Raw genomic sequence first — 15,792 nt, forward strand, 5'->3', positions numbered from 1 at the left:
GAGGTGGCGTTTTTGGTGGCGGATTTTATGCTTACCGATGCAAATGGATGCTACGCGGTGCGGGGCAAAACAACCGCTGTTATTACTCTCCCTGCACAGTGACACGCTCACCCGCGTGGGATAGCATTCACAAACTCCTTACACGACCACTAAGAGGCCCAACAACATGCTGTTAATCAGCAAGTTGTTGGGCCTCTTGCTTTTCACGGGACAGCACACGGGACAGCGCTCGGCGAATGCTATTTATATTCCAGGCAAGACTGGTTACAAGCTGTGTGCATTAAACGTGACCAAGGGCAATGAAACAATGGAAACAAAGGCCAAATGACGTGACGCCCCCGGCGTAGGCTATCTCCTTAAACTTCCCCTTCTGCTCCTTCCTGAGTGTTTGTTTAGGAACTATCTTATTTTCGTGAATGACTGAGCGCCTACCCACAATCCAGGAGCGGAAGAATTTAGTAATATTCAATACAGAGACTGAGAGAAAGAAGAACTTTGACTCTCGTCCTCCATTGGAGGAGTTCAGCCGCAGCAACTTTCCTACGCTGTATTTGAGTCCGCCGAGACCATCGAACCGACCTTACGGCGAAGGGTTCCCGTACTATTTGGCATCTCACCTCCGAGAGTGGGCCCACAAGGAGGTAGAGAGCCAGCTTCACACGCTCTTTCCTGAATGCGATAACGTGGACTGCGACTATTTGGAAGATGTTGTGCAAAAGCTTCGACTAAGGGGAATTTGGGCTACCGACAAACCACTTGTCGTTGCTTATCCAGGAAGTGGCAAATTATTTAAGGCCAATGCGGTCAAAGTTGAAAAGTGGGTTAGAAAACAGCGGCAATTACTCCTCAAGGCAGAAGAGACCCAGAATAAACTCCTCGTTGCAACGCGCCCATTTAGCGGACCCGTATCGGATTTGGCTGTTGCTTTATATATCCTTGAAAGAAATGGAGTGATAAGTCTAAAGGCCTACCGAGAAAATAAAAACAACATGGCAGCGCTATGCCGGGACCTTTGCCATGTGTTTCCACCACAAAATACATCAAGTAAAAACCCCGCATTAGCCCTCAAACTCGCATTATTGAAAATCCCGATTGATAAGCTCGGAGTTGGTGAATATGACGATTCAGTATTAATAAGTCTGGGTAAGAAGAACTCATATCCAGCCATTAAAGAGGGCCACTCAAGCATAGCACTTTCACTACCTATAGAGCTTATACCAAAAGCTCTAATACCTTCCTAGGCACTGTTTATCTTGCACTTACCATTCATGCAGTACTAGGTTTGTCTCATTGATTCACCTACCTGGTCCTACAATGGCACACGTTGTTATCCTTGCCGACAGCCCGGAAGCTTTTGAAGAGCTTCTGCTCAGAACTTTCGCTAAGATGGTTACTCCCGGGGCACCGAAAGTCGACGGCCCCGACTCACTACTTACCAAAACGGAAGCATGCCAAGTGTTTGGCATTTCGTTGACTACCTTGACAGAGTGGCAAAAGAACGGCACTGTGCCCTTTATTCGCCTGGGACGTCGGATATACTTTGAACGCAGCATGGTTTTGGAAGCAGGCCGCAAGCACACTCGTTATCAGCACCGGAAATAAGCACAGCACAAGCTGATTCAGACTGCTGGACACAACAGGGCTATCTCAACGAGTAGTCACCATAAACAATTGGTCGAATAATTTGAAGAGCACGCGCAGGCCATAGCGCATGATGCCCAACGTAATGGTGTGCTGACCAAAGGTCACATCGCCTTTTGTTGCCAGACGTCAGCATTGGCAGCCCTATGCGGCTTGGCCCCACTCTGACTTCCCTCCCATTCTGATTTTGAATTCCGCTACCTGCAAAGGGATAGGCAACTCCATTGTCGTCTCGAGCCGCCGGCGCAACGCTATTCAACCGGGCGCATTGCGTCACGGAGACTGCACATGTACGATAACATGCACCTTCACTTTGCACTGCCTGCTCAAGATGGCGAAGCAGAGGAGCGCATGCTCTCGTCTCTCGCATTCGCCGGCTGGACCAGCACAGGAGAAATGCAAGAACGCGTGAGGGTCACTTATCGGGGGTTTAGAATCGACTATTGGTTTAACGAAAGACGGGGACGGTTGTGGGGCTCATTACATACGTTTGCCCTTGAGCATAAACGCGGCTGCTTCACATCCGAGTTAGTTAAATCAGCTTGTGTAGCACTTGCTCAAGACATAGGCATACCGGCTGCATTACTCCATGTGTGCACGCTAGAGATAAGCGTAAATCTTTCCACCCCTACCTCGCCCCAACCCTTTATAGTATCGCTGCTTGAACATAAAAGGAAGCCCTTTCACTTACACCTAGCACCAAGAAATACGAAAGAGCCACTTCTATCCACAGCTACATATCGTGATTATAGAATCAAGGCATACAACAAGGGAGAATACGACAAAAGCAAAGGGGTGGCTCCTTTACTCTGCAAGCCATTACTGCGCTTCGAGGTTGTATTTACTAGAAGTCGGCCCATCCTCAAGCTGCTTAATCGTTCTCAGGTTACTCTTGAAGACTTATTCAGGCCAGAAATACTACTTGCGTTTGGAAGTTTCTTAATTAAAACCTGGAAGTTGGTAAAACGCACCATAGAATTGCCATTCGAGGGCATGCCTCTAGAAGAAGCTTTTTTGCTAAACACTTACAATACACCGGGAATTTGGAGGTGGATGAAGGCAACAATGACTCGCAGCACTTTTGGACGCCACCGCCAACGATTCGACCAATTATGGCAAGAGGCCCAAAAGCGGCTCGAGCCTCATCCATATGATGCTATCTTTTTGCAAAGCCTACATTCGCTTCTACCCTCCTAAACGGAATAAGGGTGACCGATGGGCACTTTTCCACGCATGTAATTAACTGGAACCATCCTCATCTGCTGTGCACAATGAGCCATTGACAGCGCGTAGCCTCCGGATTATTACCCATGGGCCAAGGTAGCTGTTCACAACTCAGGGCAGCAGGTGATTTGTAGATGTCATGCCGCATTAAGCTCTGACTGAATTGGCAAGCTTTTCATATCGCTTTTCACTTCTGTACCGACACCTATCCCAACCGACTAATTCAAAGCATCTAATGAAAGAACTCCACGAAACAGCACTGCGCGGCCGTTTCTGGAGAACGTGGTACCCTATGGCTTTTCTCAACGCCCTGCCATTTCTGCGCGATGCTGGCCAAGGCCTCAGCACCGCTGACCTGCTGGGCTCGCACGAGGTAGCACCCCAACACTGTGCCGGTACGCCCCACCCCGCCCCAGCAATGCACGGCGGCCTTACGGCCCGCCGCTACCGTGTCAGCCAGGGCAGTCAAGACGCCCTCTAACACGGCCGGTGTGGGCACGTCGACGTCCTGAATCGGGCAGCGCTGGTACCGGACGACTACCCCTCGCTGGTCGGCTAATTCTTGCAGCCAGGGCTCGTAAGAAATGAGTTCATGCGCCTCGGTTAGGTCAAAGAAGTCCGTGATGCCGGCGTCTAGGAGCGCCGTTAGCTTGGCCCGTGCAAGCGCCACGACCTTGTCCCCTGGATACTCGCAGCCCAACACTGCGGGCGTGGCCCAGTAGCTGTTGGGAATGGGCCGAGGCGGAGCGCCCTGCGCGGCCATGCATCCAACGGCGGCCCGGTGGGCTAGGTCTTCGATGTCGGTCCGCCGGGCCAACACCGCGAGCCATTCCGCTAGAATGGCGTCCTCTCCGTAGCAGAGCCCGGCCAGGCCCCCTGCCACCGCCCCGGTTGTGTCTGTGTCGTCGCCCAGGTTGACGGCGGTTAACACGGTGTCTGCGTAGGTGGCGTGGCGCAGCAAACACCACACGGCCGCCTCGAGCGTGTGCAGCACGTAGCCGCTACTGGCAATGGCGGACTCGGGCAGCGAGGCCAGCTGGCCGCCCAGGAAGCGCGCAAATGCGGCGGCTTCCGGGGCAGGCACCTGCAACGCGTGGAACTGTGCCGGCGCGTCCTGGCACAGCCGGGCGTAAGCCGCCGCCGGCGTGAGCCCCGTACGCAAGTGGGCCGCTAGCTCTAAGTAGAGAAAACAAGCTAGTGCGGAGCGAAGGTGGCCATGGGTCACCGCTGAGGCTTCGGCTATTTGCTGGAACCGCACGGGCAGCGGAGCATCCGCTTGGTAGAAAGCCAGTGGCAGGATGCGCATCAGGGACCCGTTGCCGTTGCTCATTTCATCCCGCCCGCCGACGAGTGGGGAAGCTTCTTTCGGCATGTTTTTGAGTTGGTGCAGCGCCTCGCGCGTGGTGATGCCAATGTCGAAGACTTGGCCGTGAGGCGTCCAGAAGGCGTCCTCGTACCAACGGGTGCTGTTGTCAGCCAGCCGGCGCACGCTGTACCCCTCGGCCAGGGCCTCGGCCAAGCAGAAGGTGAGCGACGCGTCGTCGGACCACGTGCCAGCGGGCTGGTGGTGCGTGCCGTAAGCGCGCATGCCCGTGACCGGGTCGCGACGGCGAACCAATCGGCCCTGGAACTCCACGGGTACGCCCAATGCGTCGCCCACGGCCAAGCCAAGCAGGGCCGACCGCAGCTGCGATTCTAGAGAAAGAAGAGCTTGTGACATAGAAGTTTAATCAATGAATCAATTACATCGCAAGTTACTGGTTAACATATCATTATCCTCATTTTAAGTCCCTATTTAAGCCGTTTGAGCCTGTAACACTTACAATCACAGCCGAACCGGTCAAATAAATACAGCAAATCATCAACATATCATTGGTTTACAGATAGTTATTTATCTCATTTCACCATTAGCAACATCGTGCTGTCAAAGCAGGCCAAAAACAAGGCGCATGCTCGGGTGCGATGTTGCTATTTCCAGCCAGTGGGCAGCGATAATAGCAGTTCTCTACACGACACCTTCACCAAATAAATTCGTCGGTTTTTCGCGGGTCATTCCACTCTTCAACTTTCGAGGCGTGAAGGGCCTCGCTTTGTAAGGGAGAAAGCCTAGGTGCTACTTTATTTTGCTGCGGATTCCCCTACTGCTTTCTACGCGGTGAAGCAATGCATCTTTCTGCCAATAAATAAGCTTTCCTGCATTCCCTGACCTATTAGCAGCGTACTGCACAGGCCGTTTCGCTAGTTAGCGTCAGCTGTGTTGCTTGGCACGCCGAAATGAAGCGCATTCTGGGGTGCGACTTTGCAATTAGCGCACACGTGGGGCCAGATAATAGCGTCTTTTGCAACGTCTCTATTGGCAGTTCGCAGGGCGGCGCTTGCGAATGTAGTCGACCCCCTACCTTCGCCCGCATGCCCTTCTCCCTCGCCGAGCTGCGCCACCGCGCCGCCGACTTCGCCCGCCAGCACGCCGACACCCACGACGAAAAATCCCAAAGCCAAGACTTCTGGCGCGACTTCCTCGACGTGTTCACGCCCCAGGCCCGGCGACGCGCCCGCTTCGAGGTGCGCGTCAAGAAGCAGGACGGCGCCCAGGGCTACATCGACGTGTTCTGGCCCGGCACGCTGCTGGTCGAGCAAAAGTCCAAGGGCCGCAACCTCGACGACGCCTACCAGCAGGCCCTCGACTACCTGCCCAACCTGCCCGCCCACGAGCTGCCCCGCCACCTGCTCGTGTCCGACTTCGGCCGCTTCCGCCTCCACGACCTCGACTCCGGCGAGCGCCACGACTTCGCCCTGGCCGAGCTGCCCGAGCGCCTGCACCTCTTCGGCTTCCTCACCGGCTACCGTCCCGCCGGCCAGCAGCGCCCCGAAGACCCCGCCAACACCGAAGCCGCCGAGCTCATGGCCCAGCTCCACGACGCGCTGCTGGCCGACGGCTACCACGGCCACCCGCTCGAAGTGCTACTCACCCGGCTGCTGTTCTGCCTCTTCGCCGAAGACACCGCCATTTTCGAGAAAGACGAGTTTCGCGCCTTCCTCGAAGAGCACACCCACCCCGACGGCCACGACCTCGGCGCCAAGCTGCTCGAACTGTTCGGCGTGCTCGACACGCCTCCCGCCGAGCGCCCCCGCGCCCTCTCGGCCCAGCTGGCCAGCTTCCCCTACGTCAACGGCGCGCTGTTCCGCGAGAACTTCCGCCCCCCCGTGTTCACCGAGAGCACCCGCGCCCGGCTCATCCGCTGCACCTACTTCGACTGGTCGCGCATCTCGCCCGCCGTGTTCGGCTCGCTGTTCCAAAGCATTGCCGACCCCAAGCAGCGCCGCACCCTCGGCGCGCACTACACCTCCGAGCCCAACATTCTCAAGGTGCTCGACCCGCTGCTGCTCGACGGCCTGCGCCAGGAGCTGGCCGCCGCCGGCACCAACCGCGCCGCTCTTACCCGCCTGCAGCAGCGCGTGGCCGGCCTGCGCCTGCTCGACCCAGCCTGCGGCTGCGGCAACTTCCTGGTCGTCGCCTACCGCGAGCTGCGCCTCGTCGAGCACGCCGTGCTCGACCGCCTCTTCGAGCGCGGCACGGCCGGCGGCGTCAGCCTCAACCTGGCCCTCTACCAGCAGGTGCGCGTCGAGCAGGTGGCCGGCATCGAGGTCGAGGAGTTCGCCGCCCGCATTGCCGAAGTGGCCCTCTGGCTCATGGACCACCAGCTCAACCTGGCCCTGTCCGCCCGCTTCGACCAGCGCTACGTGCGCCTGCCCCTGACCGGCGGCGCCCGCATCGTGAACGACAACGCCCTGCGCGTGGACTGGGAAGCCGAATTTCCGGGGCTGGATTACATCGTGGGCAACCCGCCGTTTGGCGGCAAGCACTACCAAACCACGGCGCAAAAAGCCGACCTCGTTGCGACGGGCACGGCTGCTGGCTTTCGCAATGCTTCTGACCTTGATTTTGTGGCCGGGTGGTTTATCAAAGCCGCGACGTACCTGGAACAATTTCCTGACACTCGAGCGGCGTTTGTGTCCACCAATTCCATCGTGCAGGGCGAGCAAGTGGGCCTGCTGTGGCCACCGCTGTTGCAGCGCGGGTTCCACATACAGTTCGCGCACCGGACGTTTCGTTGGACGAACGAAGCCCGAGGCAATGCCGCCGTGCATTGCATCATTGTGGGGTTTGGGAAGCAGGACACGCAGCCCCGCCGCTTGTTCGAATACGCCAGCCCAGCGGCGGCCCCGCACGAGTTGCGCACACCCAGCATCAGTCCCTACTTGCTGCCCACCGCTGAAACCGTGGTGCAGAAGCGGCGCGAACCGTTCGGCAACTTCCCGCCCATGCGCTGTGGCAGCAAACCCAGCGACGGCGGGCATCTAATTATGACGACGGCCGAAAAGGACGAACTGCTTCGGCAGGAACCGGACGCGGCCCCGCTCATCCGTCCTTTCATCGGGGCGGAGGAGTATATCAACGGCAACCCGCGCTGGTGCCTGTGGCTCGAAAACGCCGCACCTAGCTTGCTGCAAAAGCTGCCCTTGGTCCGGCAACGGCTTGAAGCCGTGCGTCAGTTTCGATTGGCCAGTACCGCGGAGCCCACTCGCAAAGCCGCGGCCACGCCGGGCCGCTTCTTCTTCATGTCCCAGCCAGCCAACGAGTATCTGTTGATACCGGAAGTGTCGTCGGAACGCCGACAGTACATCCCCATTGGGTTCATGCCGCCCGACGTCATCACGAGCAACACCGCTTTTCTTGTTGATTCAGCCAGCACCTATCTTTTCGGCCACTTATCCTCCGCCATGCATATGGCTTGGATGCGAACCGTCGCAGGCCGCTTAAAGAGCGACTTTCGTTATTCGGGCAGTCTTGTTTACGGCACGTACCCCTTCCCGCCCGCGCCCACCGAGGCCCAGCGCCAGGCCGTCACCGCCGCCGCCGAAGCCGTGCTGGCCGCCCGCACCGAGTTTCCCGGCGAAAGCCTCGCCGCCCTCTACGACCCCACCACCATGCCCCCGGCCCTGGCCCGCACCCACCAAGCCCTCGACCGCGCCGTCGACCGCTGCTACCGCCCCCAGCCCTTCACTACCGAGCTGGCTCGGCTGGAATTCCTCTTCGGCCTCTATCAGCAGCTCAGCGCCCCCGTGCTGGGCGCGCCGTCCAAAGCTGCTCGCGCAAAAAAGCCTACTGTCAGTCACCTATGACCGCCGGATAGCTAAACATAGCTGCGCAGGGGCCATTCCCTAACGGCTGACCCAGAATAACGAGAACAAAATGACCCGCTGATATCACCTGGGGCTTTCCACTTTCAGCATACTCTCGTAATGCGCTTTCGAGCAGGTGGTTAATGAAATGTCGCGCTAGGAACCCAGAACGCTGGACCCATATGAGCTTATTGCTCGCTGACGCGGACATAATTCCCGGCCCCAAAGCCATTCAGGCCATCATCGTATAAAGTGTCATGGCTGACGATACGGTACCCAACACGAGTATTGCCGCTGATTAAAAACACATACCCATTTTTCACCTCGTACTCAAAATCAGTACTGTAAGAACCATGACTGAGAGTGGCTTTATCTGCAGTCAGGGTCAGGTGCTGATTGAGGGCTTTTCCAACAGCATTGTTAAAATCGGGAGAAGAGTATAGGTAGGTGCCTATTACGTCATGGTTCGAAGCGCCTTCAAGGGTCATTGCATTTTGGCAACTTCCGAGAACTATGGCCAATGTAGCTAAGCGAATTATTTTCATGGATAATATTGGAAAGACTCAGTCTCGATTAAGCCTTAGTAAGTGGGCGGGGAGAGTGGATTAAGACGCAAAAATACGTCATAGCTTCTCATTAATGACATTTACGTCATTGTGAGTCCTATCGGATAGCAGGACTTTGCCCACATGCCGGCAAAGCCCATTTCTCCTCTTTTACTCGAACTTATCCGTCGCCTAAAGGAGCTCCGAGAAAGTAAGAAACAAACCCTTCAGGAAGTGTATGACGCCACGGGAGTGCACATCGGGCGCATCGAGTCAAATCGACACAACGTGACCATCACTACGCTGGCCATTCTTTGTCAGCACTATCAAGTCACTTTATCTGAAACGCTAAAAGATATAGAAGCGCAGGCTGATACCGCGTTGAAAATCAAGGGTTCAACTGCTTCCAAATAAGCAATACGCAGCTTAGACAATGCTATCAGCTATATCATCTGAAGGCCGCTGAGCTGTTCGATTCTGAACTCTTTACGCGACTGCTATAGCTGAACCGACAGCGGGCAGCAACCCTAACTGGCAAAGCTCCTCGTTTTGGCGCGAGTGCCAGACAGCGCTGGCGCAGTAGATGCGCGCCGTTCGCTAGATAGTAGAAAGCAGTTTGAGTGGTTCGCTCACTACGGTGGATATAGCTAGCCTATTCGTGGGAAAGGTGCGAGCGGCTGAGTCTTGTTATTGGCAGAAATAGCGTCAATAGTAGTTGATGTCGAGGCACAGATATGCAGGATTTGAATCGACACCCATTAGCCTGGGACGCAGCTTCCCAAATCATGCTTAAGCCATACCTTGTCCCTTTGTTTCTATTGAGCAGTTAACACCCCCTTATGCTTCCTTCTCTACCCGAAGAATCGGCAACCCTCGCCGCTCGCCTTGAAGCTTCTCGCCAGGAATTATTGGACCTGGGCATGCGCAATCCACTGCTCAATTTTCGGCTCTCCAAAGCCCAGGGAGTGGCCGTGGTGCAGGAAGAAGCGGCGCCAGCCTATGATGTATTGGTCCGGCAGGGCAAAACGATGTATTTCCAGGCAGCGCCCGAACCCAAGAAGAAAGGGGCAGCTGCTCCCGGAAGCGAACTCTTCATATCCGTAGAATCGACAGAAAACGAAACCTCAGTACTGGCACCGGCCGTGCTGACCGCGGCCGAGCGGCAAGCGTTGCTGACCGACAACAAACTGCAGACGGCCGAACCCCTGGCCAAGCTAGAAAGCCGCCTGCTCAACACCTACTACACCGCCCGCACCAGCCTCGAAGAGCAGGGCGTGAACATCCTGTACCTAGCACTGGGCATGCTCACGTGGTATGAGGCTGAGAGCAGCGACGAAGCACGGCAAGCGCCATTGGTACTGGTGCCGGTCCTATTAGAGCGCGGGACCGCCGCCGAGCGTTTTAAGCTGCGCCACACCGGGGCCGAAGTGGAAGGCAATTTATCTCTTCAGGCCAAGTTGAAAGCCAATTTTGGGGTGATGCTGCCGCTGCCCGAATTGGACGAGGAAGGCCAGCTAACCGATTATTACGCCGCCGTAACAGAATCCATTGCAGGACTGCCGCGGTGGCGGGTCGAAGTGGACAGCATCGCGCTGAGCTTCTTTTCGTTCGGGAAGTTCATGCTGTATCGGGACTTGGATCCCGACAACTGGCCAGCCGGCCAGAGCCTGCTTACGCATCCGGCCATCGGGGCGCTACTGGGCACGGACACTGGCTTCCGCGATGCCGCCCCGACGGTGGGTGACACGGCGTTTCTGGACACCGAAAGCCCGGCGGCCGAGCTGCACCAGGTGTTAGACGCGGACTCCTCGCAGTTACTGGCGCTTTTGGCCGTGCATGAAGGGCGCAACCTGGTCATCCAGGGCCCGCCCGGTACGGGCAAGTCCCAAACCATTGCCAACCTGCTGGCCGAAGCCATTGGGGCCGGCAAAAAAGTGTTGTTTGTGGCGGAGAAGATGGCCGCACTGGAAGTGGTAAAGCGCCGGCTGGACACCTTGGGGTTGGGTGCCGCCTGCTTGGAGCTGCACAGCCACAAAGCCAACAAAAAGGCTTTGCACGATGAACTACGCCACACGCTCAGCCTGGGGCGGCCCGCCACGGCAGCCATCATCGCGGACCAAATGACCCAGCTACCGCGCTACCGCCAAGCACTGAATGACTATGCCCTGGCCGTAAATGCTCCATTGGGCCGCAGTCGGCGTACGGCACAACAAGTGACCGGCGAACTGCTGCGGTTGGCCGAAGAACGGGGTCCGGTGCAGTTGCCCCGGATAGCCTTTGCCCACCTGACTACCTGGACCGATGCCGACGTGGCCCATGTCGAAGCCGTAGGCAACCGCCTGCAAGCCACCCTGCAAAAAACGGGCGTACCCAAAAACCTGCTGTTTTGGGGCAGCGAGCTCCTGGTGCTGCTGCCAGCGGCACAAGACGCCTTGGTTACATACCTGAGCATTGCTTTCGCGGCTACCCAGGCCCTAGAGGCGGCGGCCGAAACCCTGGCCTTGCAACTAGGGCTTCCTCTGCCGGCCGACCGGGCGACGGCCGAAGCCTTGCTTCCGCCCGCCCGGCATGCCCAGCTAGCCCCTTCTTTGGCTGGCACGTCAGTACCCGATGCCGCCTGGACACAACAAGCAACCCGCCTGGCCGACATCCTGCATGCGGGCACCGTCTTCGCCGCCTTGCACCAGCAACATGATGCGGCGTTGCTGCCCGAAGCCTGGAGCCAACAACTGCTCGCCGAGCGGGCCGCTTTTCTGGCTTATGGCGACAAGTGGTGGAAGTTCCTGAACGGCGACTACCGCCGCGCTCGCAAGCGGCTGCAAAGCGTGTGGCAGGGCCCCTTGCCTGATGATGCCACAGCGCTGGTTCCGGTTATCGATGCCATTCACGAGGCCGCTCGGCACCATCAGACCATTGCCGACGCCGACACTTTTGCTGGCACCCTTTTTGGGCCTGCGTGGCAGGGCCTTCGCTCCGATTGGCAGGCTTTGCGCCGCGTGGCCGATTATCTAGTCCTGACCCATCAGCGCATAGCTCGCCAAGAACTACCGGCTGTACTGCTGGACTACCTGGCCCGAACCGCTCGTCCAGAAGCCATTACAGCCCTCGTAGCGGCCTTGGAAACCGCTTTAGTTGAGCACCGCACGGCACTGCAGGGCCTGGCCGACGCCTTGCGCCTGAATGAAGCGCGCCGATTTGGCCCCGACGGACGCTTGCAGTTTCAGCCTTTTGCTGCGCAGATAGCCACGCTAAGCGCCTGGACCGCCGACTTGCCGGCCCTGCGCTTGGTTACGGAGTGGAACAACGTCGCCGCCGGTGTGCAGACCGAACAACTTTCCGAGCTGCTGCTGCTGGCCGAACGCTGGCCCGAAGCCGACCGCTTCTTGGCGGCCGCCGTGCGCCAAACCTGGCTGGAGTACCTCCAGAAACTGGCCTACGACCAGCACCCGGCGCTGCGCCAGTTTGAGCGCGCCGGGCACGAGGAGCTGGCGGCGCGCTTCCGGCAGGCCGACCGCGACAGCTTGTACCACAACCGCGTGCGGGCCATGCAAAACCACCACGCGCAGCTGCCCAACCCACAAGCTGGCGGGCAAATGCTGCTCATCAAGAATGAGTTTGCCAAGAAGAGCCGGCACCTGCCGCTCCGTAAGCTCATGCAGGACGCTGGCCGGGCCATTCAAGCCATCAAGCCCGTGTTCATGATGTCACCGCTCTCCGTGGCGAGCTACCTCCCGCCGGGTGCGGTCGAATTTGACCTCGTGGTGTTCGACGAAGCCAGCCAGGTGAAGCCCGTGGATGCGCTCGGTGCCGTGGCGCGGGGCAAGCAGCTGGTCGTAGTGGGCGACTCCAAACAGCTTCCTCCTACCAGCTTTTTCGACTCGCTCACCGGAGCCGGCGAGGCCGCCGACGAAGAGAACGTGACGGCCGACATCCAAAGCATTCTGGAGCTGTGCAAGGCCCGCCAGATGCCCGAACGGATGCTCCGCTGGCACTACCGTAGTCTGCACCAATCGCTGATTGCGGCGTCCAATCACTTGTTCTACGAAGACAAGCTGGTGATTTTCCCCAGCCCCGGCGGCCAGGGGCAGCTGGGCCTGGTGTATCACCACCTGCCCAACACGCACTACGAGCGTGGCACTACGCGCACCAATCCGCAGGAAGCCGCGGCGGTAGCCGATGCCGTTCTGCACCACGCCCGCACCACCCCGAAGCTCACCCTCGGCGTGGTGGCTTTCAGCACGGCTCAGCGTCAGGCTATTCAGGATGCCCTGGAAATCCGCCGCAAACAGCACCCCGAAACCGAAGCCTTCTTCAACCGCCACGCCCACGAGCCCTTCTTCATTAAGAACCTAGAAAACGTACAGGGCGACGAGCGCGACGTTATTCTCATCAGCATCGGCTACGGCCGCACCAAGGACGGATACCTGACCATGAGCTTTGGCCCGCTCAACGGTGAAGGCGGCGAGCGTCGCCTCAACGTGTTAATTACCCGCGCCAAGCAGCGCTGCGAAGTGTTCACCAACCTGACTGCCGACGACCTGGACCTGGGCCGGACACGGGCCAAGGGCGTAGCGGCCCTGAAAACCTTCCTCAACTTTGCCCAACACGGCCGCCTGAACCAAAACGAGGAAACCGGGCGCGAGATGGAATCCCCGTTTGAGGAAGCCGTGTACCGGGCCCTCACCGCCCGAGGTTACCAGGTGCGCCCCCAGATAGGCAGCCAGGGCTTCTACATTGACCTGGCCGTGGTCGACCCCGACCAGCCCGGCCGCTACGTGCTCGGCATCGAGTGCGACGGGGCCATGTACCACTCCGCCCGCTCGGCCCGTGACCGGGACCGGCTGCGTCAGCAAGTGCTCGAAGCCGTGGGTTGGCGCCTGCACCGCATCTGGAGCACCGATTGGTTCCGCGACCCAGCCCGCGAAGTGGAACGAGTTGTAGCCGCGATTGAAGAAGCCCGCCGCCTCCTGGTCCTGGACCAGCCCGATGAACCGGAAGAAGAGTTGGCTCCGGACGTCCTACCGAGCACCTTGGAACGGGAAGAACCCGCTGCAATTGGTACTACCACAGCTGCCCCCTACCAAGTGGCGCAGCTGCCGGCGGCTATTCGTCAGCAGGAAATACACCAGCACCCAACCGGCCGGTTAGCGGCGTGGGTAGCGGAGGTCGTGGCCGTGGAGAGCCCTGTACATGTCGATGAGGTCACCCGCCGCTTGGCTTCGGCCACGGGAGCAACACAAGTCGGTTCCCGCATTCGGGCCACAGTCGCCGAAGCTATTCGCTTAGCAGGCAAAATGGGCAGCATCCGGCAGCAAGAAGACTTTCTGTGGACACCTACAATGCAGGCCTCAAGCGCGCCGTTGCGGGACCGCAGCACCTTGCCGCCCGTCTCCCGCAAGCTCAATTTCATCGCACCGGAGGAGTTGGCGGCTGCCGTCCTCACGGTGGTACGCGACAGCTTTGCCTTGGAACGCGAGACTGTTGCGCTGCCTGCTACCCGCCTCCTCGGTTTTGGCCGCCCCAGCGAAGAACAACGCCAAGCCTTTTCGACCACCATTGACCGGCTCATCGTTGAGCACAAGCTTCAGGAAGCGAATGGAGTGCTAATGCCTGTGTAAGTATCTCAGAGGGCCTAACTATCGGCTACTGGTTGAGACCTCCGTTTTGTATGCAGCCATTGTCTCACCCCGAACTCAACCCCCTCGACTCCGACGCCACCATCGAAACCGCCGACGTCGTCATCCAAACCGACCACCCCAGCAAGATTGCCACCGCCCACCGCATTGCTGTGGCCACCCAAACTGTCATCTAGCAGAACATCTGGCTAGCCTTTGCCGTGAAAGCCGCGGTGCTCGCCCTCGGCGCCGGGGGCCTGGTCACCATGTGGGAAGCCGTGTTTGCCGACGTGGGAGTGGCCCTGCTCGCCATCCTCAACGCCGTGCACATCCAGCGCATGGACTTCACCAGCAAAGCAGCATCCCCCCTCGAAAGTCAGCCCCAAACAGCTGATTAACAATTAAATCAGCCTATAAATAGCCCTTTGAGAAACATTTGTATCAACAATGAAGATAAGAGACGTTTTCCCAGCGGTATATGCTGGTCGTTACAGCCAAGAAGTTGAAACGCTTTGGAAACAGGACTACAATCCTGCTGACCGTCAATTGATTTTTGTGCTCGAAGACATATTTACAGTAGAGTGCGCTATAGTTCAGGAGTTAACGCTGGACGAATTCAGAAAACACATCACGCTCATCTTTGATGATATAATTATAGCTAAGAAGCACCCGGCAATGGTGCTTCCAAACGCTGGACTTGATTTGCTACTATTGATTCACGGGGCCAAAGCAGCCGGTACTTACAACCAGCGTGGCACCATGCTCGATGTGTTCGATTGCTTTACAAAGTCGTTGTATGGCAGGGCAATGAAAAATGGGGAGCAATATGTGTCGCAACCGGAGCGGCTCTGGCGCTTTGCAAATCCACAAACATGGCAGTTTTCGCTTGGCGTGGACGTTTTGCAAATCATCACGCTGTGGCTGGGCCAGCTCTTTTATTATTCTCGTTCCTTCAGCGGATTATCCCAATGGTGTCAAGATTTTCTTGACAAAGCCATTAAGTGGGCAGCTGTAGTGATACGCGCAACTACGATGGAAGGAGCCTTCCTGCTCACACAGCTATACGCGTGGACAACTGAATACCAGCAGCATGACAAGGCCAAGCAGATATTAGACATCATCAGCTCCTTATACAGCCAACTTAGCTGGGGGCCGCTTAGCGCGGAGAAACAGCACTTGGGTGTCCATTTGGTGCTAACAAGTAAACAGCCCGCTCAACGTCAGGCTATTTACGCTGAGCTGAAGGCTCAGGGTGCACTTTCTGCTCAAGACAAGATGCAGATTGCATGCGAGATGGATAATAGCATTGATGCTATTAAGACGAATTTCGATGCTATTCTTTCAGCAGTCAGAGAATTTAGCCGTGAAGTAGAAGCCAGGGCCAAGACCCTAGGACGTGTAAACAATTAAAGCCACATCAGGATGGCTCCGAGGGTGACCATTGCCAGAAAGGTGCTGGCGTTCTTTTCGTAGCGTGAAGCGAGGCCCCGAAACCGCTTGAGGCGGTTGAAGCAGCGTTCGATTTGGTTACGATTTTTGTAGACTTCTTCGTTGTGCTCAATCACTTGCGTCCGATTTTTTTT

Annotated in this window: 10 protein-coding genes and 1 pseudogene; 8 read left to right on the forward strand and 3 right to left on the reverse strand. The window is 57.6% G+C overall.

Annotated features, from left to right (window positions below; all coding sequences use genetic code 11):
• The first annotated feature begins 416 nt into the window (after positions 1 to 416).
• From J4G38_RS24905 to J4G38_RS24915, 3 genes are all read left to right on the forward strand, one after another.
• Complete coding sequence (locus J4G38_RS24905) at positions 417 to 1,241, forward strand: hypothetical protein (RefSeq protein ID WP_210521618.1); 825 nt, start codon at positions 417 to 419, stop codon at positions 1,239 to 1,241.
• A gap of 73 nt (positions 1,242 to 1,314) precedes the next feature.
• Positions 1,315 to 1,602: a helix-turn-helix domain-containing protein gene (locus tag J4G38_RS24910; RefSeq protein ID WP_210521619.1), complete on the forward strand. Its 288-nt coding sequence runs from the start codon at positions 1,315 to 1,317 to the stop codon at positions 1,600 to 1,602.
• A 327-nt stretch (positions 1,603 to 1,929) separates the two neighbouring features.
• Positions 1,930 to 2,838 (forward strand): hypothetical protein, encoded by a 909-nt coding sequence (locus J4G38_RS24915; RefSeq protein WP_210521620.1) that lies wholly within the window; start codon positions 1,930 to 1,932, stop codon positions 2,836 to 2,838.
• Positions 2,839 to 3,097: 259 nt separating this feature from the next.
• Here J4G38_RS24915 and J4G38_RS24920 read toward each other — a convergent pair whose 3' ends face one another.
• A complete protein-coding gene (locus tag J4G38_RS24920; protein WP_210521621.1) occupies positions 3,098 to 4,585 on the reverse strand; it encodes an ADP-ribosylglycohydrolase family protein in 1,488 nt (495 codons plus the stop codon).
• A 689-nt stretch (positions 4,586 to 5,274) separates the two neighbouring features.
• On the opposite strand from J4G38_RS24920, the gene J4G38_RS24925 reads away from it, so the two are divergent.
• Positions 5,275 to 8,049 (forward strand): class I SAM-dependent DNA methyltransferase, encoded by a 2,775-nt coding sequence (locus J4G38_RS24925; RefSeq protein ID WP_226163833.1) that lies wholly within the window; start codon positions 5,275 to 5,277, stop codon positions 8,047 to 8,049.
• A gap of 188 nt (positions 8,050 to 8,237) precedes the next feature.
• On the opposite strand, the gene J4G38_RS24930 is transcribed toward J4G38_RS24925, so the two are convergent.
• Positions 8,238 to 8,594 (reverse strand): hypothetical protein, encoded by a 357-nt coding sequence (locus tag J4G38_RS24930; protein ID WP_210521622.1) that lies wholly within the window; start codon positions 8,592 to 8,594, stop codon positions 8,238 to 8,240.
• Between the two features lie 144 nt (positions 8,595 to 8,738).
• Here J4G38_RS24930 and J4G38_RS24935 point away from each other — a divergent pair, with 144 nt between their 5' ends.
• The 4 genes and pseudogenes from J4G38_RS24935 to J4G38_RS24950 all read left to right on the forward strand — a co-directional run bounded on the left by J4G38_RS24935 (position 8,739) and on the right by J4G38_RS24950 (position 15,619).
• Entirely contained in the window at positions 8,739 to 9,008 is a 270-nt protein-coding gene (locus tag J4G38_RS24935) for a helix-turn-helix domain-containing protein (protein ID WP_210521623.1), read from the forward strand.
• Positions 9,009 to 9,433: 425 nt separating this feature from the next.
• Positions 9,434 to 14,212, forward strand: coding sequence for a DUF3320 domain-containing protein (locus tag J4G38_RS24940; RefSeq protein ID WP_210521624.1), 4,779 nt, complete (start codon positions 9,434 to 9,436; stop codon positions 14,210 to 14,212).
• 83 nt (positions 14,213 to 14,295) lie between these two features.
• A pseudogene (locus J4G38_RS24945) lies at positions 14,296 to 14,607 on the forward strand (heavy metal translocating P-type ATPase); the annotation flags it as partial.
• 49 nt (positions 14,608 to 14,656) lie between these two features.
• Positions 14,657 to 15,619, forward strand: coding sequence for a hypothetical protein (locus J4G38_RS24950; protein ID WP_210521625.1), 963 nt, complete (start codon positions 14,657 to 14,659; stop codon positions 15,617 to 15,619).
• Here the strand turns inward: J4G38_RS24950 and J4G38_RS29260 are convergent.
• Complete coding sequence (locus J4G38_RS29260; protein ID WP_226163232.1) at positions 15,616 to 15,774, reverse strand: transposase; 159 nt, start codon at positions 15,772 to 15,774, stop codon at positions 15,616 to 15,618. The two genes, J4G38_RS24950 and J4G38_RS29260, sit on opposite strands and share 4 nt — an antisense overlap.
• Positions 15,775 to 15,792 lie beyond the last annotated feature (18 nt).

The sequence above is a fragment of the Hymenobacter terricola genome, from assembly GCF_017921975.2.
GTDB classification, from domain to species: domain Bacteria; phylum Bacteroidota; class Bacteroidia; order Cytophagales; family Hymenobacteraceae; genus Hymenobacter; species Hymenobacter terricola.

What these genes read in the sequence shown, in the direction of transcription:
- J4G38_RS24905 (WP_210521618.1), top strand. Translation starts at nt 417, where the DNA reads ATGACTGAGCGCCTACCCACAATCCAGGAGCGGAAGAATTTAGTAATA.
- J4G38_RS24910 (WP_210521619.1), top strand. Translation starts at nt 1,315, where the DNA reads ATGGCACACGTTGTTATCCTTGCCGACAGCCCGGAAGCTTTTGAAGAG.
- J4G38_RS24915 (WP_210521620.1), top strand. Translation starts at nt 1,930, where the DNA reads ATGTACGATAACATGCACCTTCACTTTGCACTGCCTGCTCAAGATGGC.
- J4G38_RS24920 (WP_210521621.1), bottom strand. Translation starts at nt 4,585, where the DNA reads ATGTCACAAGCTCTTCTTTCTCTAGAATCGCAGCTGCGGTCGGCCCTG.
- J4G38_RS24925 (WP_226163833.1), top strand. Translation starts at nt 5,275, where the DNA reads ATGCCCTTCTCCCTCGCCGAGCTGCGCCACCGCGCCGCCGACTTCGCC.
- J4G38_RS24930 (WP_210521622.1), bottom strand. Translation starts at nt 8,594, where the DNA reads ATGAAAATAATTCGCTTAGCTACATTGGCCATAGTTCTCGGAAGTTGC.
- J4G38_RS24935 (WP_210521623.1), top strand. Translation starts at nt 8,739, where the DNA reads ATGCCGGCAAAGCCCATTTCTCCTCTTTTACTCGAACTTATCCGTCGC.
- J4G38_RS24940 (WP_210521624.1), top strand. Translation starts at nt 9,434, where the DNA reads ATGCTTCCTTCTCTACCCGAAGAATCGGCAACCCTCGCCGCTCGCCTT.
- J4G38_RS24950 (WP_210521625.1), top strand. Translation starts at nt 14,657, where the DNA reads ATGAAGATAAGAGACGTTTTCCCAGCGGTATATGCTGGTCGTTACAGC.